Here is a 21,052-nt window from a genome sequence, read left to right as displayed (position 1 = left end):
CGAAACTCGATGTCGGTGGCGCCGGATACCTTGCATCAGACTATGCACACCACTGGAGGGGACATGCCGTCTCAAGGAACAGTTCTCGCCGCACTCACGGTGGTAATGCCGCCACATGACGGGGCCGATGAGCAGGTGGACTGGGATGCGATCCGACGGGCTTGGGGAGTCGGCTTCCCCTCCGACTACATCGCCTTCATGAGCACGTACGGAGCCGGCGGCATCGACGGCGCGCTGAGCGTCGTGACCCCCGAAGCGAGCACGCAGCCGGCCGACAGCCCTGACCTCGGGGGCATGGCGGCCGAGACAGCCAACATGCGGCACATGTGGGAGTCCGAAGGAGGACCGGACGAGGTCGATGGCGGACCTGATTCTGTCGTCGCTTGGGGCGTCAGCTGCGGAGCCGACATCCTCGGCTGGCTCACCGTTGACCACGACCCCAACAAGTGGCCCGTTGTCGTGTGGGAACGGCACGGCTGGCCCCACTGGAAAATCTACGACTGCGGAATGGCGGAGTTCCTTCGGCGCCTGTTCACCAAGGGCTTCGACGAGTGCCCACTCAGCGACCTCTCCCTCTGGGGAGAGCCCTCTCCGCACTTCGTCCACTGGCGCGAGGAACGACGACGGTGGGAGTCCGGCGTCGACCCCTACACAGGCGAACCCGACCCATACTTCGGCATGAAGTTCGACTGATTGAGCCTCGGCACCTTGTCGACGACCGCGACACCTCGCCCACAATCGCCCCACTGGGACCACCCCAGTGGGGCGATCTTGTTCTCGGTGATCGGCACCTTCAGTGCCGGACCCGTCGGCATTTTCAGCGTCAGCCAACACGGATACGACGCACTGCTGGCGGCCGACCACCCAGGCACCACGGCCTCCCCCTTCGTCGCGCTGGTCGCCGCCGCGGCGGTCACCGAGCGCATCGGAGTTGGCTCCTACGTCTCCCAGGCGGGCGTCCGCGAACCGCTGCTGCTCGCGTCGGACGTCGCCACCCTGGACCTGGTCTCCAACGGACGCGCGCGTTTGGCACTGGGCGCCGGCCACACCCCGGCTGAGTGGGACATGCTCGGTGCGGAACGGCCCGACGTCGCGGGGCGTGTCCGGCGTTTCCAGGCTGTGGCCGAGGCCTGCCGCGCGCTCCTGGCAGGCGAGACGGTCACCATCGTTGGCCCCGAGGTACGGACCTGTCAGGCCCGGCTCACTACCCCGCGTCCGGTCCAGCACCGGGTGCCCTTCACGTTCGGGGGCGGCAACACCGCCATACTTCGCTGGGCCGGGGCGCACGCGGACGTCGTGGGGCTGAGCGGGCTGGGACGCACTCTGCCGGACGGATACATGCACGAGGTGCGCTGGAACGGCGCGGGCATCGACCGACAGGTCGATCTCATCGAGCAGGGAGCCTCGGGCCGGGTCCACGCCCCGGCTCGCGAAGCGTTCGTCCAGATGGTGGAAGTCGCCGATGACGCCGAGAGTACGGCACTCGAGATTGCCCGGCGGCTTCACTGCGACGCGGCCGAGGTGCTCGCCTCTCCTTACGCGTGGATCGGCACGGTGGAGGAGATCAGAGCCGCGATGGCCGACCATGAGCGTCGCTGGGGAATTACCGGCTATGCCGTACGCGAGGCGCATTTGGACGCGGTCGACCAAGTACGCGCGCACCTGTCGCAATTCCCAGAGCGTGCTGCGATCGCTACCGGGCGAAACTAACTGGTGATCACCTCGAACTGCTTGTCTTCATCGGCGATCGTCGCGAAGATCTTGTGGACGGGCCGTGAAGCTCCCCTCCCGGGGCCGGCGCCTGGCTACCACCCCTTCTCCCGCATGGGCTCGATCTCCAACGCGCAGTCCTCGAGCAGGAATTGCCCCTGGGACTGCTGCTCGACGACCTGCCGCAGCTCGCCGCCCCTGGGAACGGCCGGCTCTGCCGAACAAACTCACCCCGGCCCGGGTGAGACGGGGTTCCGGAACCTCCGCATGAAGTGCCCGTTGCCAGCCCGTGCACCCAAACCCACCAAGCCAGGCCCCGGCCCCCCGCCCGGCGCGAAACACCGCAGACGGGCCACTGTTCAGGAAGTCGGCCGGGCCCTGAAAACCGGCGAAGCATACTCACGCCCCAGCCATCACAAGAAGTGCACCAAGCCCAGACGTGTCACGGGATGAGCGACAAGCTCAGTGTTCCTGGGTCAAGTGCGGAGCAGTGAGGCGTGGATGCGGGCGATGGCCCGCAGCACCTCGTCGCGGTTCTTGGCTTGCTGCATCCATGCGGGCAGGCGGGCCACCACGGTCATCCTCCGGCCGTGGTCGTGCCAGGGGATTCCTTCACGTAGCGACGCCTGCACGAATCGTCTGATCAGGTCGAGGTGTTCCAGGTTGTAGGCCCATACCCACCCGTGCCGGGTCTCCGTCTGCAGCCACAGACGGACGTCGAAGTACGGATCTGTGGCCGGCTCGTACCGGTCCCGGTGCAAGGCCACACATCCACGGCTCCATTCCTTCGCCATCCCGCAGCTCCGGCAGACAAGACGCCTTGGTGCGAAGAGGCCCGGGTCGTGCACTCCGGCCGGGTCTGGTGCCGTCCCGACGTGCGCGACCTTCTCGCAGCCGGGGCAGCGCACGAGGACAGACGCGAGGAAGTCGTACTTCGTGCTGCGTGGGTCCCGGAACCGATGGTGTGTGGAGATCGGACTCATCGGACCAGTATGCGAGCCATGCACCGAAGGCTCCTACGGGTTAAATCTCAAGCAGAGCACGGCGGTGTCGCCCGCAGCCGGCAGCACGCAGTGAACGAAGCCCGCGCCGTACTCGAGCAGGAGCAGGATGCGTGCTACAGCGCTGCGCCCTGACGCAGCGTCTGCCGGACTTCCTTCCCTGCCTGCCTGGTCCGCCGGGCTTGTCGGGCGCGGAGGCCCCACCGACGCGCCACACGAGATGCGACCGCCCGCCCCCTCGCCCCGCTCGGTCACCTGCCGACCGCCCCACCACACACCCCTACATATCCATGCGGGCCGGTAGAGGAGAGGGAAGAGGGTTGTCGCGGCGCGTGGTTGGGGCTGGTAAAGGGGCCTGACCTGTACAAACCGTGAGCAAGCCGCTCTGCCTGCCGGTAGGGGGCCTGGTAGGGGGGAGCGGGTAGGGGCGCTCGTAGGGAGATTGGCGGCTTGCCCGTGGGGCTCGTCCTGTACCCGGCGTGGTCCAGGCGGTCAGGCCTCGATGTAGGCAACGACCACGACGGTTATCTTTGGTTCTCGACCTCGCTGCAGCCCGGATCAGCCTCCGCCGCGTGATCCTCAACTGAAGCTCTGCACGATGATGGGTCGCGTGAGCGGAACTGATGAGCCTGGGGCTGTCGTAGCCCGGTTGTGGCAGGAACACATGCGCGCGCCCTTCCCCGCCGGATTGCGCGGTGCGGATCGGGCAGACATCGACATGGTGATGCTCGACGCCGACATCGCCGGGTGCGTGTCCAGCTGGCTAAACAGCGGCGGTTCCCTCGATGCAGCGCGCCACAGGGGCCTGCGCAATCGGATTGCACACCTCGACCAGATCCTGCCGTTGCTCAACGAAGCAGACGATCCCCCTTACTGGCAGCGCCTGCACCGGCTAGCTCAACTCGTATCGGAAACCGGTCCTCAACCCACCAAATAGAACGGCGTCTTGGCCGCCCCATGACCCGCGTACCGCTTCGGATTGGCTTCACAGCCTGTGAGCTGTGGCCTTGCCGGACGATCAGCTGGGTCGGTGGTACTCATTGATCAGTCCGACGACGGCTTGCCGGCGTTCGGTCCGGGCTGGTGGCAGTGGGATGACGTTGGCATCGTCCAGCGGCGCGAGTTGGCCCCGGCCTTGATGCGGCCGATGCCGGTCGAAGTGGCGTGCGTAGTCGTTGAGGATCTTCTCGGCGTGGGGATCGCAGTGGGGAGAGCGCGGAGGGATTTTGGTGACGTTGATGCCCTCGCTGACGAAGACGGCATCGAAGACGGCCGTGAACTTCGCGTCCCGGTCGCGGACCAGGTGCGTGAACTCACCGGTGTTTTCGCCGAGTTGCCAGAGCAGGTGGCGGGCGTGCTGGGTGGCCCAGGCTGCGGTGGAGTGTGCGGTGACCCCGGGGATGTCGATGGTGCGGGTGCGGACCTCCATGACGAACAGCGCGTACAGCCGCTGCAGGCTGACGGTGTCGACGTGGAAGAGACCGGTGGCGAGCAGGCTGTGGGTCTGGGCCTTGAGGAAGGCGGCCCGTTCGCCGCGCGCTGGAGGCCGGTGCGGGGCTGGGCCGAGGCCGGCGGCACGCAGGGTGCGGCGGACGGTGGCCGGGCTGGCCTTGTGCCCGAGGCGGCAAAGTTCGCCGTGGACGCGCCGGAAGCCCCATCGTGGATTCTCGGCGCCGAGCCGGACGGTCAGGTCGCGAGCGTCGTACCAGGTCACAGGCTGCGCAGCCATTCTGAAGCGGTACGGTCAAGGGGCCCGTCGGCTCTCGTGCTCGGGCTGATGGTGGCCATGGCCTGCCTGGCTCTCTGCCACCGTATCCATCCCCGGCCCAAGCGTCGGCGCTCGCGCGAGCACGACGAGAGCGGCTGGGCCCCGACGCGGCCGGATGAGAGGGTGTCCGCATGACAGATCCACTGGTGACCGGCGGCGGCCCGGTGCGCACCCGCCTCATGGCGGCCGGGGCGGCCGTGCTGACGGTTGCCGTGGGGCTTGGGGCCAGGGCCGGGATGGAAGGAGACATCGCCAAGTACGCCGGGGACGCGCTCTACACCACCCTCGTCTACGCCCTTGTCGTCCTGGCCGCGCCCCGGGCGAAGCCCCTGACGGCTGCCGGCATCGCGCTGGGGATCAGCTGGGCGGTCGAGTTCCTCCAGCTCAGCGGAGTGCCCGCGGAGCTGTCCCGGCGGAGTGTCGTCGCCCGCCTCGTTCTGGGCTCCACTTTCCACACGCCCGACCTGTTCTGGTACGCCGTCGGAGCCGCGCTCGGCTGGTTCGTCCACGCCACGACTCACCGTCAGACACCCACGCGCCCAACAACGTGACAGCGCCCCGAAGACCCCCAACCGACACGTGCTCATCAACGCCAAGACCGCCCTGGGGACCGGGCCCGTCAGTGCCGAATACCTCAAGCGGCACCTCCTGCACCGGGGCGTCTGCCTCGAACGCAGCCGCGGCGACCGGCTACTGCACGAAGCTCTGACCGTCGGCGCCGACCCGCTGTACCTCGCCCTGGTCTTCAACCTGTCCCACACCACCGCGAGCCGCTACGCGACCATCGCCCAGAGGTTGCTGGACGACCAGATCGAGCGGGGCGCCGGGAACGAATGAGTATCCTGCCAATCAGGCGCTCGGGGGCGGTCAGTTGTCATCGATCGGTGTCACAGCTGCGGTGGGACCGGTCGGCCGAGAAACGCGGCCAGCCGATCGATGGCCGGAGCGGTCTCCTCGACGGCTTGCGGCTCGGCGAATCGTCCCGTTCGGGACTGAGCGGAGAATTGGACCTGAACGAACGCCAGGCTCTGCTCGGCGAGGTCTTCGGGCAGCAGGGCAGGGATTCCGGTGGCCTGGGCGAGGTCCCATCCGTGAGCGAGCAGATCGTACAGGCGGATCTGCAAGCGCTCGGCGCCCGTGGCACTCCCCAAGGGTCCGCGATAACTCCGCTCGAGTACCCCGGGACGGGCGAAGGCGGCCTGCAGCGAAGCGCTGGAGGCCAGGTAGGCTCCGACCGGGTCGTCACCGAGGGGGTCTGCTCCGCGCTCGGGCATCGGGCCACCCTCGATCATGGCTGTGAACACCAGGTCCATGCCGACCAGATGGCGGACCACCTCGCGCACGTTCCATTCCGTGCACGGCGTCGGCGCCTTCCATTGCTCGGGGCGGACCTCGGCGATCAGGTCGCCGACGGTTTTGGATGCACGTGCGAGATCTTCAACAGAAACGGTAGTCATCCGGGGAGACTACGGCGCCATCTGCCCGGCTGCCCACGGGTTTCGCGTCGGTGCGGAAGCCCTGTCGAACCGAGATACCGCGTGATCGTTCGGCGTCGATGAGCGGCACCTTGCGCGGGCACCTCCTCCGCCCACCAAAATCAGCGACGAGGAACCCACCACACTTCCGAACACGCCTACAGCGTGAGCTGGTGCTCGCAGTCGCGTGGAGGAGCTGCGGTAGGAGGCCGGCCGTATCCAGGCCGAACTGGCCGTGGCCGAGCGGGAATGACAGGAGTGGGCCATCGCCCGCTCGCGGGTCGGCGAAGTGCTGGCCCCGGCGGACGAGACCGGGCAGGACCACGCCGCCTGCCGAGGAGCTCCGTAGGCATCTACGAGAGATATCCCCCGAAGCATGCGGCGGCAGAAGTGCCGGAGGGGTTCAGGCCTTCTCGGCGATGTGTTTGCCGAGGTCGAGTTCGATGCCCTGGGGCTGTTGCAGGCCGCGTGTGAAGAGGCTGCGCCGGTGGTCCGCGGTCTCCGGACGTCCTGCCGTGCGCCGGAAGGCGGCCAGGGCGGCTGCGTAGTCTTCCGCCGGAATCGCCGTGGCCGCGTCGACGAACTTCTTCGTGCCGGAGAGCGCGGCCTTGTCGAAGCCTGCGATGCGGTGGGCGAAGGTGTCGACGAAGTCGTCCAGTTCGCCTTCGGGCAGAAGGCGGTTGACGTAGCCGTACTCGGCTGCGAGTTGGGCGGGGAAGCGTCGCCTCCCAGCACGATAGGGGGGCGCCAGATGGCGTTCGGAAGCAGCATCGTCATGGATCAGCCGAGAACGATGTTCGCCCACGTGCTGAGTGTGCAGGGGGTCACGGTGATGGTCACCAATCACCGGGTCCAGCCGCTTCCCATGCGGCCCGAGGAAGGCAGCGGCACGGGCAGAATCGTCTGCGAGGCATGCGGCGAGCAGTTCCTGGTCACCATCCACAGCCGCACCCGCACCACCGCCAAGCGAGTCCGCTACTTCGTCCTCGGCCTCATCGGCCTGGCCCTCGCCGCCTTACTGCTCTGGCTGACCTTCGACGTCGCCATGCAGCCGGACGGCCCGGACCTCGACATGGACCCGGACATTGCCTCCTGGTACGGATACACCGGCATAGCCGGCATCCTTACTCCCCTTGTTCGGGCTGGGCTACCTCATCAACGCCCGCAAGTACGACGGCGTCGGCAAACTCCGCCGCATCGGTGAGGACGGCACCACGTCCATCCGCACCGCAGGGCACAAACTGCTGCCGAGCAAGTAGGAACACACACCGCCGCCCAACGGAGAAGTTTCCGACGCCCAGGGGACCCGCGAGCTGAGGCACCGTGGTAAGCGCCGTGAATGAACTTGGGGCGGTCCGCGACCTCCAGAGCTCGTGGTGCTGAAGTCCGGTCGACTATGGAGACGGGTGACGTCCGGGAGCCGTACAGGCTGGCTGATGCCAGTGGTCGGGGACTCAGAGGCATGCCATGGACCGAGTCAAAGTCGTGGTGCGAGCGCCAGCGGTGCTAACCAGGGAGGATCTCGTCGAAGTATCCGGGTCCGGTGCTGGGCAGGACCTGAGGTGCGGTGGAGTAGCGCCGGGTTTGGGTCTGCCAGGCGTGGTAGCCGCTCATCCAGGCTGTCATCACCTCGACGTAGGTGTCGACGGCGGCCAGGTCCCGGTCGGGGAGCCCGAGCTGTGCGCACATGGCCGGCACCTGCGGGGCGAGTTCCTGGAAGCGGGCGCAGCGTTCTTCGACTTCGAGGCGGGCGGCGGCGATGGCTTCGTCGCGAGCGCAGTGCCGGGTGCCCTCGATGACGAGGACGAGGTTGTCCATGTCGCCGCGTGCTTCCTCCTTTTCGAGGGAGTACACGTCGTTGCACATCAGGGTGACGTCGATGGCTGCCTGGCGCATGATCCGCAGTTGCGGGCTGTGGAAGGCCGCGGCGGGGACGGTGATGCCGGCCGCTTTCTCACCGAGGGAGAGGGGCAGTTCGGCGCCGGCGATGCCGCGTCGGACCTGTAGGTAGGTCTGCATGTCGCCGGGGGTGCCGCGGAGCCGGTTGATCGCCTCATGGGCCTGGGTGGCGAAGTAGTACTCCCACTCGTGCGCGGTACGCGCCACCCAGCCAGGATGTGCGCCCTCGGTGCTACGGGCCCACACATCGGCGAACGCCGCCGAGCACGCGTCTGAGCCGGGCTCGGGGGCAGCGCCGTGGACGATGTCGATCAGCTTCCGGCACACGCCCGCGGCCCGGGCGGGATCCCGGCCGAGCGGGCCGTCGAACTGGTCGTCGAACACGAAGAAGAACGCCATCGCGTCCGCGCACAAATCCAGGGCCGGTCCCTGGGCGTAGGGAAAGCCGTAGGCGGCCAGCCCTGGCATGTCCCACGACGCATACCACTCCAGAGACGCGCCCTCGCCCACCAGACCCAGGCGCTGAACCCACGCCAGATTGCGCCGCTGCGCACCCTCACGATCGGGGCTGAGAGACAGGGAGAACGGCAGATCGAAGTCAATGTCCTGCGGCACATGTCCTCCCTGAGACAACAGGTCACAGCCCGGTTGGATCCGTATGTCGCGGGCGTGGAACTCCCACGATCTCGCGGTACACGGGACATCCCCGATCCGACCGTCGGCCAGTTGGTGGCTGATAGCCGTCATGGTTGCCCGGGTCCGGTTCTCACAGCCTGCATGCGACGTGTGGGCGCCCGGCCAGGTGCCTGGCCAGGCGCCCTGTCGAGCTTGCTGCGCTGCCTACTTGACTTCGAGGAGCCAGCCGACGGGTGCGTTGTCCACGAAGTCGCCGGCGGACTTCTTCTCCCGGCCGACGCTGATCTTCTGTGCGCCGGGCGGCAGTTGCTGAGCGACGCGGCCATTCGCCGCGACCACGTCGATGTGCTTGACCCAGACCCACGTGGTGCGTCATGGACGGCCACCCGCAGCTTCACGTCCGCCCGGTCCGAGCCGAAGCTGATCCAGGAGTCACCCCAGACGCCGCTCTGATTGGCCGCTGGGGTGGCGAGGAGGAGGACGTGCTTGTAGTGGATGAGGAAGACCGTCCTGGGCTCCACTCCAGTATTCGCTCGCGTTCCGGAGGCCGGGTTGCGCCCTCAGATACCGCATGGCGGCACTCCATGACGCCGTCACGAAAAGCCCAGCACAGGCGCGTGAACAGTCATGCCGCACCCCCCGCGCCTCAACCAAGCCTGCACCTACCCGCGCCCGTATCCTCATGACGGCGCTGTCACGTTGTTGGACCCGTGCGTGTCTGGCGGTGCGTCGGGGCGTGGTTGGGCCCGGTTCGGGGCCTGTGCTCAGATCGTGGTGGCCAGGCCGACGGCGCCGGTGATCTGTTCGGCTGGTGGCTGTTCTCCGCCCGATTGTTCAGGTACTTCGACTGCCGGTGCTCGACGCAGGGCACGACCTCACGGTGGGCGGCGCCGCAGGAGCGAAGCCTGTCGGTGCCGACCACCCGCGGCATCGCACCTGTCTTCTTCATCAGGCGACGGAAGAAGCGCCTGGCTGCGGCCTTGTCGCGCCGGTTCTGCACAAGGACGTCGAGCACGTGGCCGTCCTGGAAGCTGAGCGGAAAGCGGTGATACAGCCACACACCGTGGGAGATGACCTCGACCGGGTACCGGTGCCCCCGGTCAGCTGAAGATCGCCAGAGGGCGGACTTCCAGGACTGCGTCCGTGGACCTCCAACTGCGGACCTTCCCGAGACAGAGGGCGAAGAAGGGGCCGGAGTCCGGCTCCACTTCCTCCTCCGAGCGCAGGCCCGCAGTGCGGCACGACATCCGAACACGTGCGGTTGTGGTCGGGCCGTAGGGAGCCGTGAAAACAGTCCGGGTCTCGGACGAGGCAGCGTCGTCCCTTTCGAAGTCGCCTACGAGGAGGACGAACCCGCCGGCTGTCACGCTGAGGCAGGCCGGCTCGTTCCGGGGACCCTCGGAACGAGCCTTTGCCAGCGCCGCGTTGCGGCGTACGGTGCCGCGCCGCAGGTTGGCGTGGATGATGGCATTGCTGCGTTCCAGGCCGTCGACGATGACGCCGATCACGGATATCGCTTCGGCTACCTCGATGTAGTTGGTGACGACCTCACGGCTGCGCTCATAGTCGGCGCTCGGGTGGATGAATGACGGCACGATCATTTGGAGTCTGGAGGTCAAACTGGTCCTGGTTCGCTGCTCGACCTCCTTGCGGAGCGCCGTGGTGTACCGATTCATCTGGTACACGTCCATAATTTTCCGGTCGTCGAGGTAGATGCATGTGCTGTCGCCCACCAGCCGCTCCGATGGGCGCCTGCGCCGCCGGGCGCCGTTAAGCATGGCCAGCAGCACCACCAAGGTTGCGGCAGTCGCCAGCCAAACGACCATCCAACGCCAGTTGAGGTCCCACCACAGACGGTCGTTGAAGACGGGCATGCGGTCACCCTCTCGGTTCCTGTTGGTCCTGGTCCGACATCGTCTACGGGCACTTTTTGATGGTTGCGATCATCTGTTCCAGCACCTGCCAGTCGGGCATTCTCGCCACCGTCTGCTCGCGACTGGAGGGCTGCGGAGCTGGGATGCCTTGGCCGTTCAGATACTCGGCCAGCGCGTCGTCACTGCCGGAAGGGACGAGCTGGTAGCCAAGTTGTGTCTCACGGCGGCGCAGCTCGGGGTCGGTCTCCAGCAGCTCGCCGAGCCGGTCGGCCTTGTGGTTCAGGGCGATGAAGTGCGGCTCCGACATCATCGGGAACCTCGGATAGAGCAGCACCCGCTCGGTGTCCACCGTCCCGTGAGCCGCACGGTACTCGGCCTGGTAGGCGAGGTACTGGTGCTCGTAGAGGACTGCGATCGGGTCTCGGTTAATGCCGTTGCGGTCGACGTAGTACGTGTACAGGCTGTCGCTGGCGCTGCCCAGGCTGAGCAGGAGCGACGAAATGCTGCGGGCCAGCACGCGAGCCGACTTGCTTTCAATGGGCGGAGCGTTGTGGTTCTCGGTGAAGGCGACCAGACCCAGGTAGCTGTCCGCCGAGTTGGACTGGCAGATGTCGGAGGTTTGGGCGGCCACGAGGCTGTGGTTGTCGAATCCGTATTTGCCGATCTGAAGGTCGTGCCAGCTGAGGTGCTGCTGAGTCAGACTCAGGAACTTGTCCATGTCGAGGGTGTAGTAGAGCGCCTGTTCGCCGCCTGAGGCGCCCTGGGGGTAGGCCACGTCCCGGTCATGCAGGGTTTCCGCGTACTCACGGAAACTGGCCAGGACCAATGGGCTGACGAAGGGGTGGAAATTTCTGCTGTACTCTTTGGCCTCCTCCCGTGCGTCGATGATCTGGTCGGCAGCAGACTTACCGGAGGGGAAGACGAAGTCGAGGCCATTCAGGCTGCCGGTCGCCACCTCGCGAGATCCTGCAGTGGAGGCTTCCACTCGCAGCCCGTGCCTCCGCAGGATCCTAGTGACCTGCGGGTCCTCAAAGAAGTCGCTGATGGACGCCAGACGGCCCCTGAGGGTGGTGACCTGTTCGAAGGGCAGCAGCAGGTGCCCGGTCATCGTCAGCCATACGGTCCCCGTCACCGTCAGGGCCATGGCCACGGCCAGCGCCAGCGGACGTAGGACTCGCGGCCATAAGGAGCGAGGAGGCCGTACGACGGCCAGCAACGGTTCAGCCGTTGTCGAGACCGGAGCCGGATCGGTTGGCGGAGCTGGGTCGTCCACTCATCCCCCTCGAAGCCGACGCGTGTGCACGAGCACCAGAGGTTGCCGCCACAGGGTGTACTGGGAGCGGCTATCACGCAAGAGCATTGTGAATACGGGGTCGGATTACCGCGATCAGTCGCTGATCGCACCCTCGCGTGCCGCCCCTTCTTCGTTGGGTGCAGATCCCATGAGGGTTCTGGCGATCACGCCGCTGGTAGAAGCGTGCCCCGGTATCGGGCCTGATGGTTGCGCGTGAACTCCTGTGTCACGTGCCAGGCCCAGTAGCTGTCGAAGTCGCCGTTGCTGCGCAGAGCACGGAGTTTCAGGACGGCTTCGGCGCCGGAAAGGCCCCAGCGAGCTCCGGTGCTGTCGAGGCGGTCAGTGGCCAAGTGGCGGCACGCCCCCTCGATGATCCCGGTGGCGATCGGGGAGCCTCCGGCGAGCGCGGTGTCATAGCGCAGGTAAGTGGCCTTGTTCTTCAGGTAGCCGACGGCGTCGTCGATGCCCTTGCGCGAGCCGGGCCTGAGCCCGACGGCGTCGGCCGCGACGCTGATCGAGGCCGCAGCCTGCTCGGAGCCTCCAGCCAGGATGGTACGGGCGTGCCCGGCGATCCAGGCCAAGGCCGTGTCAGGTCGCGAGAACGAATGCCAAGAGGCACATGACGCCGACCGCGACATACATGACCACCTGATATCGCACGGGGTAGGCGTAGGTGTCCCGCTTGACTCCTCGACGCCATTCGTCGCCGTATTCGAGGAACAGTTTCCTGGGTGGAATCAGGCCTGCCGCGAGGCCGATCCACACGAAGGAATACATGACCAACATCTGCCGGGAATTCCAGTGCGCGGGCTGGACGGCGCCTACCGCGATCATGCCGAGACAGCAGCCGAGGGAGACCACGAGAACGAACAGCGTCAGTTTGCGGACCTTCATCCACCTGTCCACGACGAAGCAGAGGACGAACGTGGCGAACGCCGCGATGAGCAACAGGTAGACGAGGGGAAGCTGCGCGAGCACGGCGGTCCTTTCCGCGGCACCCGGGGGCCGCCGGCAGGTAGCCGCCGACCCCCGGTGCGAGACCCGCATCCTATCGATTCGAATCAGATCAGATCAGATCAGATCAGAACGGAACGGATCTCGGATCGGATCAGAACAGGGACCCCAGTACGCCGGTGACCGGCGAGATGATGTCATGGCCGAACTGGCTGACCTTCGTCACGACGGTGGAGCCGCCCGCAGCACCGATCCACTTGGACTGGCCGAAGGTGAGCAGGCCCAGAGCGGCGCTGCCGAGAGACGACTTGAACTCGCTGCTCGACACTCCGTAGCCGATTCCGGTGAACAGCACGTTCAGTCCGGAGAACGCCAGGGAGGTGTACGCGAAGCCGGACGCGAGGGCCTCGATGAACGGCACGGCGGGTGGGAAGAAGAAACCGGCCGCCAGGCCGACGAGGCCGGTGAAGGCGGAGGCGAAGCCGAAGCCGATACTGAGCCAGTTGGTGGCGTTCGCCAGCCATCTGGCGTCCTCCTTCCACCAGGGAAGACCGCCCTTGACGGTGTCGTTGTCGGTGGTGTCGGCCGGGTTCGTACCGGCTTCCTTCGACTCGCGGGCCTCCTCGGCCGCCCGCTTGGCGGCCGCCGCGATCTCCGCCTGGCGCTTGGCCGAGGCGATCTGGTGCGCCTGGCTCGCCGCGGCCGCTGCCGTCTGCGCGTCCTGGCCCGCCTGGATGGCGGAGGCGCGGGCCGAACCGGCCGACGCCTGGGCCGAGTTGGCGGAGGCCACCGCGCGGCGGGCGGCGTCCACGGCGCGGTTGGCGGAGTAGTTCGCCGAGCGCGGCGGCCGAACGCGCGGTGCTGGCCGCCGCCTTGACCTTGTCGGCCGAGGCCTGCGCGTCCTTGGCCGATTGGTCGGCCGCGTCCGCGTTCGCGTCCGCCTGGGTGGCCGCGGTAGCGGCCTGCGTGGCCGACGCGTTCGCCTTGTCCGACCACTGCTGTGCCTCGGCAGCGGCGTTGCGTGCGGTCGCCGCCGCCTGCTGCGCACGGGCGGCGCTCTCCTGGGCACGGTGCGCGATCTTCGCGGCCGCGGCGATCGCGCCCTGGATGCCGGCGATGTGGGCGGCGGAGTCGTAGTCGAGCTGTGCGGTCCGGTATTGCGCCGAGGCGATGAAGTTGCGGCGCATCCACGCCGGCCCCTCCATCGCGGCCTGGGCGTGGGCCTGCGTGTACGGGCCCGCGTTCGCGATGAGGGTGGCGGTGGCGACCGCGTCGTCCTCCTGCTGCGCCGCCTCGTACGTGACACCGAGGAACTCGTAGAGCGCCTCGGCGGTGCCGGCGTCCAGCGCCGCGTTCGCCGCCTTCTTCACCGCGCTGCCGGGGTTGTTGGCCAGGACCCTGGCGACCGCGACGCGGTTGTCCGTCGCGGCGGCTTCGATGACGCTGTCGGCGAGGAACCGGGTGGCGGCGTCCGCGGCGTCGCTCGCCAGCGCCGCGGTCGCGGCGTCCGCGACGTCCGGGGTGGCGATCTGGGCCAGGTAGAGGACGGTCTCCCGGTCGTCCTGTCCCTGTGCAAGCTGCCGGTCGGTGTCGATCCAGCCATGCACGTCGGCGTCCGTGCCGCACAAGGCGAACCGGGCAGCCTCGCACGACCAGGAGCCCTGGGAGTTCATCAGGGCGATGGCCGCCTTGCGTCCGAGGGTGGCGGCCAGGCCCGTGTCACCCGCCGTCAGCACCGCTTCGGCCTGGGCGACGAGGTCCTTCGTCGCCTGCTCGGCCTGCTCGTCCTGGGTGCGCTTCTCGGCGCGTTCCGCCCGTTCTTGCGCCTCGATCTGCGCTAGCAGGCCGGTCTCCTCCATCGCCTGCTTCATGTCCTCGTCGAGGCGCTGCCACTCGGCCTCCCGCGCCGCCTTCTCCACCGCTATCGCCTGGGTGACGGCGTCGGTGGCGGTGTTCGCCGCCTCGGTGGCCGAGTTGGCGAACGCGGTGGACTTGTTGGCGTAGTCGATGGCCTTGCCCGCGTTCTCGAACGCCCACTCGGCAGCAGTCGCGGCGTTGTCCGCGTGGTCGGCCGCGCTGTTCGCGGCGTCGCGCGCGGTGCGGGCGGCGGCCGCTGACGCATTCGCCAACGTCTGTGCCGTGCCGGCCGCGTTGGTGGCGATCGTGGCGTTGGTGCTCGCGATCTGCGCCTGCCGTTTGGCCTCCGCGGCCTCCGCCTGCGCCTTGCCGGCGGAGGCCGCGGCCGCGGCGGAGGCGTTCGCGGCGGCGGCGGCGTTACGGGCCGCCCCGGCGGCGGCGGCCCCGGCGTTCGCGGCCGCCGCCGAGGAAGTGGCGGCCGCGTCGGCGGCCTTCGCCGCGCTACGGGCCTTGGCCGCGGCATTACTGGCGGCGACGGCGGCATCCTTGCAGGCTGCTGCCTTGGTGGCGTCCTTGGACGCGGCGATGGCCGCGTTGTACGCCGTGGCGGCGGCGGATCCGGCGTTGGCCGCGGCCTGGCTCGCGGCGGTGGCGGCATAGGCGGCGCGACGGGACGCCTGGACGGCGGCGTGGGAGGCCCTGATGGCGACCCGGGCCGAGTCGGCCGCGCCCGTCGCGGCCTCGGCCGCCTTGCGGGCCGCCTTGCCGGACTTGATCACGTCGTCCTGGGCCGCCTGGGCCTCCGCCGCGGCGGTCTCCGCCGCCTGCTTGGCCTTCTCGGCGGCTTCCACAGCACGGGCGGAGGCCTCCTCGGCCTCCTTTGTCTGTGCGTCGGCCTTCTTGCCCTCGCGTTCGACGACCGCGACGAGTTCCTCGATCGTCGCGGACTCCTGGTCGCGGGCGCGGGCGATGTGCTGGCCGGTGTCGAGGAACCACTCGACGTCGGCCTCGGTCCCGTCCAGCGCCCGGGAAGCGTATTTCTGCACCTCCGGACCGGCCAGCACCAGGAGCTTGGCCACCTCGACGCGCATGTCCTCCAGGCGGCCGGTGTATTGGTCCTCGGTGAGGAACTGCTCCAGGGCAGCCTGCGTGCCCGCGCTCAGGGCGGCGTTGCCGTAGCGGCGTACGCCCTTGTCACCCACGGCCATCACGGTCGCGGTGGCGACGCTCAGGTCTTCCACGAGGGCGGTCTTGAAGCCGCTCGCGAGGTACTCGGCGATGGAGGCGTCACCGCCCTCCAGCGCCGCGGCGGCCTCGCGCCGGGTGCCCTTCCCGCCGCCGGCGAGGGAGGTGAGGATGGCGACACGGTTGTCCTCCGCCGTGGCTTTGGGGAGGTCGACCGTCAGGAAGGTCTGGACGTCGGTGTCGGAGCCGATCAGTACCGTTTCCGCCGCGGCGCGGACGGCCTTGCCGCCCAGCAGCCACGCCTTGACGGCCTTCGCCCGGTCGGTGTCGGGCAGGTTGAACGGGTCACCTTCGTCGAGGTCGTCCGGCGGAGCGGTGGTGGCGGCTTCGGCAGGGGCTGAACTGAGAACGAGGCTGGAGGTGGCGGCGACGGCTGTCGTGGCCGCGAGGGCGCCGAGTACGCGCCGTCTGCTCCAGTAGGTCGTGTTCAAAGCTGTCCTCCGGGATCGGGGCCCGGCGGTGTGACGCACGGATGGCGGCACACCGCCGGGCGGAGTGTGGGTCAGCCGCGCCTTGTCCGACGCGCGAGTTCAACGCATCGGCGGCGCCGGACCCGCGGGTCAGCTGATCGCCATGCCGAAGGCCTTGCCCGTCAGGGGGAGGCCGTTCAGACCGGGCTGATACGTCGTCACCGTGGCGCCCGTGCCGCCCATGGCGTTCGACCACGGCAGGCCGTGCACGGCGCCGCGCTCGGAGGGGCCGTTCGGCATGCCGATCCACAGATGGGTGGGCGTGGCGTACAGGTAGGTCCCCACGAGCTGCGACGCGCCCGGAGTGCCGGGAAGGCCGCGCTCGTTGCCCGCCTGGATCCAGTGGTCGGAGTCACCCGGCGCGCCCAGCAGCGAGAACGTCTGCACGATGCCCGCGTCGGTGGCCGTGTCGATGTCCTTGCCGGGGACGCCGACCGCCAGCAACATGGTCGAGGCCGTGCCCGTGGCATTCGGTGCGGTGTTCGCGACGGCGACCGACGTGCCGAAGCCGTCACCGGCCGCGGAAGCCCCGTTCACTCCGTCGACGCCCTGGTGGACGGTGGCCAGTTGGGTCACCGTGCCGGCCGCGGTCACCCGGAGGGTGAGCACCTGCCCCGCGCCTGCGTAGGAGGTCGTGCCGACCCACAGGGTCTCGCCGGGCGAGCCGACGGCGATGATCGAGTCGGTGGCGGCGGTGGCGCCGGACGGACGGTACGCGACCGTCGACACCGACGCACCGAACAGGTCCTCGGGTTCGGCCGCGTTGCTGATGCCGTCGCTGTCCTGGTCGATGCTCGCCACGGCGGTGGGGACGCCTGCCGCGTTCAGCGTGTGCTTCAGGATCGTCACCATGCCGGCGTTCGCGGCGGTGCCGACGGTCTCGCCCGGGGAGCCGATCGTGATGTTGTTGGCGTCGCCCGCGACGGAGGCACCGAATCGGTCGCCGGCCTCGATGACGCCCACCACGCCCGACGAGTCCTGGTGGATCTTCACGTTGGTGGTACCGCGCAGGTAGAAGACCTGGCCCGCGTCCACGTAGCCCTTGAGGTTCTGGCCGGGCACGCCGATCAGCAGATACGGCTCACCGGCGGCGGTCTTGCCGGCGGCCACCGCGGCGCCCATCTGGTCGTCGGCCTCCGAGACCGCGGCCAGGATGTCCCCCGTGCCGGTGCCCTGCACCAGGTTGAGCGCGGCCTTGCCCTTGCCCAGGCCGTCGGGGGAGCCGTAGAGGACGGTCACCATGCCGGCGTTCGCCACGGTGCCGATGTCCTCGGAGGGGGTGCCGACGACCAGGTCGGTGTAGCCGTCCTCGTCGTAGTCGACCGAGGCGAGCGCCTGGCCGAACCCGTCGCCCGCCTCGGCCGCGTCCGGTACGTAGTCGAGGTCCTGATGCAGCGTCTCGCTGCCCTTGCCGCCGCCGTAGACGACCTTCACCAGGCCGGCCTCGGACTGGCCGTTCACCGACGCCTTGGGATCGCCGACGGCGGTGTCCTCGATGCCGTCGCCGTTGAAGTCGTCCACGCGCGTCGCGGCGATCTGAGCGGCGACCCGGGTGGCGATGCCGCCGGTACGGGTCTCGGCGGTGTCGATGCCGAAGCAACCCCCCCGCCAGGAGCGGCTGTTGATGCCGACGAGCCGGGCCTGGCCGCCTGTCACACGGACCTCGGGGCCGCCGGTGTCGCCGGCGCAGATGGACACGCCGTCCTTGCCGGCGACGGTGGCGGTGGTGGAGTCGGAGGCGTCCACGGAGAACGCGCCGGTGTGCAGCGCGAGCGGCGCCCATTCGTCCTTGGTGCGACCGTATCCGGCGACGCGCAGTTCCTCGCCCGTGACGGGCGAGGTGGTGGCCATGACGGCCGGGGTGGCGGTGGTGACCGGGCGGGAGAGGCGGGCCAGGACGAGGTCGCGATCGGTGCGCGGGACCAACTGGACCACGTTGCGGACCACGCCGTCGGTGGTGGTCAGGTCGGTGCGTCCGATGGTCGCGGTCGTCGCGAGCTTCGGTGCGCCGGCGGGTACGTCGAGGCCGGCGGCGGGGTCGTCGACGAAGCAACTGGCCGCGGTGAGCAGCCATTCGGTGTCGACGAGGACGCCGGAGCAGGCGCGGGTGCCGTCGCCGATGTCCAGACGTGCGGTCCCAGCTGATGTTCTCCCAGTGGTCGACGAGTTCGGGATCGCCCTCGCTCCACCGGACCCGTAGCGGGATGGGATCGTGCACCCGGGAAAGCCGTTCCTCCCGGTCGTACATCGTGCGCGGCCTCCCGGCCAGCTGCGTTGCGGCGATCTCTGGTTGACGCTCGGAGAACACGCCACGCCGGCCCCGGCGTGCCCGCGCGTGGGCGACGCCGAGACACGCGGCCACGACCAGCAGACAGACCGCGACCATCCAAGCGGGGCCGGGGCGGCGTCGGCCGGGGTCCGACACGATCAGCGGCAGCGGCGAGGGCCAGGAACACCACCGCCACGAGCCGCAGCGGCCGCTGGACCTGGGGGCCCTCCGGGCGATGGACATGGAAGTGCACGCCGCCGTGGATCGCGCCGGTCTGGATCAGGTTCTCGACGTAACCGCCGTCCATGCGGTTGACGACCGTATGAGGGGCACGCCCGAAACGGCGCGCAAACCACTGCCCCCTCATGAGCTCTATCGTGCCATCGCGTCGATCAACTCACGCTGCCTTTGCACGTCTCCATCAGGTGGGCACGGTTCAGTCCTGGAGGATCTCCTCGGCGATGAAGTCATCCAGGTCGGCGAGCGCAGCGGCGCTCTCTGTCGACCGGGTCCGTCAGGCCGCAGTGACCGCGAGGACCGGACCCCCGCCGGTACAGCCTCCCGACAGGCAAACTCTGAACGAAGGGCTCCGCAAGGATGGCTGGAGCTTGACAGCGGTGAGCTTGCCGCGCTTCGAATCGACCTGAACAGCCGCCCACGCAAGACGCTCGGCTGGGAAACCCCGGCCGAGCGCCTGCCTAAGCTGCTCGCCACCACACAGCAGTGATCATGTGTTGCGACGACCACTGAAATTCGCCCGCGTGTGTCGTCCGCTGCGGCGCACCGGCCTTGGCACGTATGAACACACGTCCCTACGCACCGGGCCGGACGAGGTGGTCGCCGAGGACCATGAAGTCCAGCCCGATGCCGAGGAAGGTGCGTACCGCGTCCGCGGAAGAGTCGACGACGGGCTCGTTGCGGCCGTTGAACGAGGTGTTGACCAGCACCGGTGGCATTCCGGCCGTTCGCAGCCCGTGCAGCAGGCTTTCGACGACCGGGGCCTGCCCCGGCACGATCACCTGCGGGCGTGTGGTTCCGTCGACCGGGTGTGTCGCCGCCGGCATGACCTCGCGGGCGTGGCTGGAGACGACCGCGCTGCCCACCATGTAGCGCTCGCGCAGTCCCTGGCTTGGCCACAGCGCCGGGGCGTAGTCCGCCAGCGTAACGGGGGCCAGCGGGCGCCACTGCTCACGGTTCTTGAGCGTGTTGATGCGGTTGCGGACGTCGGCCGGATGGGGGATGGCCACGATCGACCGGTGTCCCAGAGCCCGCGGCCCGATCTCCGCCCGGCCCTGGGCCACCGAACCGATGGCGCCGTCGAGGAGCAACTCGATGACGGCATCCGGGGAGAACTCGGTGACGACGAAGCCCGCACGGCGAAGATCGTCCAACTGCTGGCCGGCGACGGACAGATCGGTGCCGAGATACGGCGACTCCAGCACCCCCTTGTGCTTGGGCGGGCAGATCGACCATGCGGCGCCGACCGAGACGCCCGCGTCGTGGGGGAAGGGAGGCACGTATACCGGTTCGGGGAGCTTGCCGTTGGCCACGCAGTTGAGTGCTACGCCGCCGGCCAGGCAGATCTCCTGGGTGCCGGCTTGATAGACCGTCTCGGCGTGGAAGGCCCGGTAGGCCTCCTCCACGGTGCGCTGCGCGCTGGCGGCGATGCGCACGGCCACCGGGTCCTGGTCCAGGTGCTCCGTCGTGGCGGTCACCGAGCCAAAACGGTCGGAGAAGTAATTCTTCCACTCCTTGACCAGGACATCGGAGTCCACATCGGAGGGAACGTCCAGGGGCGGCTTGCTCTGCCAGGTGCCGTCGCCGATCAGGTCGCCCATGGGGATGAGCGTGCTGTCGCCGCCGACGCCGTACGGGGCCAGGCCCATGGTCTTGCCCGCGCCGAATCGTCCGAAGCCCAGCAAGTCGGAAGCGGCCTCGTACATCAGGCCGATCGAGTAGCCGCGCGCCCACTGCCGTTTGAGGGTGAGACCCGAACTCCGGTCGCCCGCGTAGATGGAGGCGGACTCGAGCTCGCCGCTTCCGTCGACGACCAGGACGCCGGCCCGCTCGAAGCCCGAGGCGTAGAAGGACGACAGGGCGTGAGCCAGGTGGTGCTCGACGAAGACGAATTCCGGACCGTCCTCCCCCGCGGCTTCGGGGCCGAACAGTTCGGCGTACATGTCGGCTCGCTCGGCGTCCTCCCAGGTGCGGAAGCGCCGCATGTCCCAGCCCATGGCCACTGTGTCGAGGTCACGCCAGGTGAGGCCGGCGGTCGCCAGGCAGTACCGGGCGGCGTTGACGGGGAATCGTCCCGGCGCGTGCTTGAGCCGGATGAACCGCTCTTCCTCGGCCAGCGCCACGATCCGGCCGTCTCCGTCGATCAGTGCGGCCGAGCTGTCGTGCAACTTCCAGTTGATACCGAGAACCCACATGCGTGGTGCCCCCTTCGTCAAGCAGTACGGATGGTTTGTCATGGCGCGACGGCCGACGAGGAGCCCTCTGCCCGGTTCGTCTCGCCGGGGGACACCGGAAGCGCTCACCCGATGCGCGAGCGGAGATCCGGAGTTCTCCAACGACCGTTCTGGTACTTCCGCGAAGGA

20 protein-coding genes and 2 pseudogenes are annotated in these 21,052 nt (G+C 68.6%); 8 read left to right on the top strand and 14 right to left on the bottom strand.

The features are described from left to right. Positions 1–42: 42 nt before the first annotated feature. From OG568_RS58235 to OG568_RS58225, 3 genes and pseudogenes are all read left to right on the top strand, one after another. Positions 43–693: an SMI1/KNR4 family protein gene (locus tag OG568_RS58235; RefSeq protein WP_329538057.1), complete on the top strand. Its 651-nt coding sequence runs from the start codon at positions 43–45 to the stop codon at positions 691–693. Positions 694–780: 87 nt separating this feature from the next. Further along, a complete protein-coding gene (locus OG568_RS58230) occupies positions 781–1,710 on the top strand; it encodes an LLM class flavin-dependent oxidoreductase (protein ID WP_329538312.1) in 930 nt (309 codons plus the stop codon). Positions 1,711–1,900: 190 nt separating this feature from the next. Beyond that, positions 1,901–2,163 (top strand): annotated as a pseudogene (locus OG568_RS58225) (NF041680 family putative transposase); the annotation flags it as partial. 23 nt (positions 2,164–2,186) lie between these two features. On the opposite strand, the gene OG568_RS58220 reads toward OG568_RS58225, so the two are convergent. Beyond that, positions 2,187–2,693, bottom strand: coding sequence for a hypothetical protein (locus tag OG568_RS58220; protein ID WP_329538056.1), 507 nt, complete (start codon positions 2,691–2,693; stop codon positions 2,187–2,189). 682 nt (positions 2,694–3,375) lie between these two features. Here OG568_RS58220 and OG568_RS58215 point away from each other — a divergent pair. Beyond that, positions 3,376–3,648, top strand: a complete 273-nt coding sequence (locus OG568_RS58215) for a hypothetical protein (RefSeq protein WP_329538055.1) — start codon at positions 3,376–3,378, stop codon at positions 3,646–3,648. Between the two features lie 81 nt (positions 3,649–3,729). On the opposite strand, the gene OG568_RS58210 is transcribed toward OG568_RS58215, so the two are convergent. Next, a complete protein-coding gene (locus OG568_RS58210) occupies positions 3,730–4,440 on the bottom strand; it encodes a transposase (RefSeq protein ID WP_329538054.1) in 711 nt (236 codons plus the stop codon). A 170-nt stretch (positions 4,441–4,610) separates the two neighbouring features. Between OG568_RS58210 and OG568_RS58205 the strand changes: the two genes are divergently transcribed. Further along, positions 4,611–5,030 carry a ribosomal maturation YjgA family protein gene (locus OG568_RS58205; RefSeq protein ID WP_329538053.1) on the top strand — a complete coding sequence of 140 codons (420 nt, stop codon included), beginning with the start codon at positions 4,611–4,613 and terminating at the stop codon, positions 5,028–5,030. Positions 5,031–5,058: 28 nt separating this feature from the next. Then, positions 5,059–5,316 (top strand): hypothetical protein, encoded by a 258-nt coding sequence (locus OG568_RS58200; protein WP_329538052.1) that lies wholly within the window; start codon positions 5,059–5,061, stop codon positions 5,314–5,316. A 50-nt stretch (positions 5,317–5,366) separates the two neighbouring features. Here the strand turns inward: OG568_RS58200 and OG568_RS58195 are convergent, their stop codons facing one another. After that, positions 5,367–5,936 carry a TIGR03086 family metal-binding protein gene (locus tag OG568_RS58195; RefSeq protein WP_329538051.1) on the bottom strand — a complete coding sequence of 190 codons (570 nt, stop codon included), beginning with the start codon at positions 5,934–5,936 and terminating at the stop codon, positions 5,367–5,369. A gap of 421 nt (positions 5,937–6,357) precedes the next feature. Then, positions 6,358–6,759: a hypothetical protein gene (locus OG568_RS58190; protein WP_329538049.1), complete on the bottom strand. Its 402-nt coding sequence runs from the start codon at positions 6,757–6,759 to the stop codon at positions 6,358–6,360. On the opposite strand from OG568_RS58190, the gene OG568_RS58185 reads away from it, so the two are divergent. Further along, on the top strand, positions 6,760–7,158 hold the full coding sequence (locus tag OG568_RS58185) for a hypothetical protein (protein ID WP_329538048.1): 399 nt from the start codon (positions 6,760–6,762) through the stop codon (positions 7,156–7,158). It abuts the gene before it with no gap. A 302-nt stretch (positions 7,159–7,460) separates the two neighbouring features. Here the strand turns inward: OG568_RS58185 and OG568_RS58180 are convergent, their stop codons facing one another. The 9 genes and pseudogenes from OG568_RS58180 to OG568_RS58140 all read right to left on the bottom strand — a co-directional run bounded on the left by OG568_RS58180 (position 7,461) and on the right by OG568_RS58140 (position 18,496). Then, on the bottom strand, positions 7,461–8,468 hold the full coding sequence (locus tag OG568_RS58180; protein WP_329538047.1) for a terpene synthase family protein: 1,008 nt from the start codon (positions 8,466–8,468) through the stop codon (positions 7,461–7,463). 225 nt (positions 8,469–8,693) lie between these two features. Further along, positions 8,694–8,828, bottom strand: coding sequence for a hypothetical protein (locus OG568_RS58175; protein WP_329538046.1), 135 nt, complete (start codon positions 8,826–8,828; stop codon positions 8,694–8,696). A gap of 460 nt (positions 8,829–9,288) precedes the next feature. Continuing rightward, positions 9,289–9,516 (bottom strand): annotated as a pseudogene (locus OG568_RS58170) (DDE-type integrase/transposase/recombinase); the annotation flags it as partial. A gap of 73 nt (positions 9,517–9,589) precedes the next feature. Next, positions 9,590–10,363 (bottom strand): hypothetical protein, encoded by a 774-nt coding sequence (locus OG568_RS58165; RefSeq protein ID WP_329538045.1) that lies wholly within the window; start codon positions 10,361–10,363, stop codon positions 9,590–9,592. 43 nt (positions 10,364–10,406) lie between these two features. After that, positions 10,407–11,513 (bottom strand): hypothetical protein, encoded by a 1,107-nt coding sequence (locus tag OG568_RS58160; RefSeq protein WP_329538044.1) that lies wholly within the window; start codon positions 11,511–11,513, stop codon positions 10,407–10,409. A gap of 308 nt (positions 11,514–11,821) precedes the next feature. Further along, a complete protein-coding gene (locus OG568_RS58155; RefSeq protein WP_443077960.1) occupies positions 11,822–12,238 on the bottom strand; it encodes a hypothetical protein in 417 nt (138 codons plus the stop codon). A 7-nt stretch (positions 12,239–12,245) separates the two neighbouring features. Further along, positions 12,246–12,635 (bottom strand): hypothetical protein, encoded by a 390-nt coding sequence (locus OG568_RS58150; RefSeq protein WP_329538043.1) that lies wholly within the window; start codon positions 12,633–12,635, stop codon positions 12,246–12,248. Positions 12,636–12,808: 173 nt separating this feature from the next. Next, positions 12,809–16,144 (bottom strand): hypothetical protein, encoded by a 3,336-nt coding sequence (locus OG568_RS58145; protein WP_329538042.1) that lies wholly within the window; start codon positions 16,142–16,144, stop codon positions 12,809–12,811. Positions 16,145–16,273: 129 nt separating this feature from the next. After that, the gene (locus tag OG568_RS58140; RefSeq protein ID WP_329538041.1) at positions 16,274–18,496 is read right to left on the bottom strand and encodes a trypsin-like serine protease; all 2,223 of its coding nucleotides are present in this window, start codon (positions 18,494–18,496) and stop codon (positions 16,274–16,276) included. Positions 18,497–18,687: 191 nt separating this feature from the next. Here OG568_RS58140 and OG568_RS58135 point away from each other — a divergent pair, with 191 nt between their 5' ends. Next, complete coding sequence (locus OG568_RS58135) at positions 18,688–19,179, top strand: hypothetical protein (RefSeq protein ID WP_329538341.1); 492 nt, start codon at positions 18,688–18,690, stop codon at positions 19,177–19,179. Between the two features lie 85 nt (positions 19,180–19,264). Here OG568_RS58135 and OG568_RS58130 read toward each other — a convergent pair whose 3' ends face one another. Further along, positions 19,265–20,884 carry a carbamoyltransferase C-terminal domain-containing protein gene (locus OG568_RS58130; protein WP_266592494.1) on the bottom strand — a complete coding sequence of 540 codons (1,620 nt, stop codon included), beginning with the start codon at positions 20,882–20,884 and terminating at the stop codon, positions 19,265–19,267. Positions 20,885–21,052 lie beyond the last annotated feature (168 nt).

Source organism: Streptomyces sp. NBC_01450 (genome assembly GCF_036227505.1).
In the GTDB taxonomy this organism is placed as follows: Bacteria; Actinomycetota; Actinomycetes; order Streptomycetales; family Streptomycetaceae; genus Streptomyces.
Note: the sequence above shows the minus strand (reverse complement) of the source record. Positions and strands in the feature narration are given on the sequence as shown.

Excerpts from the sequence above, each read along its gene's own strand:
- OG568_RS58235 (WP_329538057.1), top strand. The coding sequence starts at position 43 with ATGCACACCACTGGAGGGGACATGCCGTCTCAAGGAACAGTTCTCGCC.
- OG568_RS58220 (WP_329538056.1), bottom strand. The coding sequence starts at position 2,693 with ATGAGTCCGATCTCCACACACCATCGGTTCCGGGACCCACGCAGCACG.
- OG568_RS58215 (WP_329538055.1), top strand. The coding sequence starts at position 3,376 with ATGCGCGCGCCCTTCCCCGCCGGATTGCGCGGTGCGGATCGGGCAGAC.
- OG568_RS58210 (WP_329538054.1), bottom strand. The coding sequence starts at position 4,440 with ATGGCTGCGCAGCCTGTGACCTGGTACGACGCTCGCGACCTGACCGTC.
- OG568_RS58205 (WP_329538053.1), top strand. The coding sequence starts at position 4,611 with ATGACAGATCCACTGGTGACCGGCGGCGGCCCGGTGCGCACCCGCCTC.
- OG568_RS58195 (WP_329538051.1), bottom strand. The coding sequence starts at position 5,936 with ATGACTACCGTTTCTGTTGAAGATCTCGCACGTGCATCCAAAACCGTC.
- OG568_RS58165 (WP_329538045.1), bottom strand. The coding sequence starts at position 10,363 with ATGCCCGTCTTCAACGACCGTCTGTGGTGGGACCTCAACTGGCGTTGG.
- OG568_RS58135 (WP_329538341.1), top strand. The coding sequence starts at position 18,688 with ATGGACATGGAAGTGCACGCCGCCGTGGATCGCGCCGGTCTGGATCAG.
- OG568_RS58130 (WP_266592494.1), bottom strand. The coding sequence starts at position 20,884 with ATGTGGGTTCTCGGTATCAACTGGAAGTTGCACGACAGCTCGGCCGCA.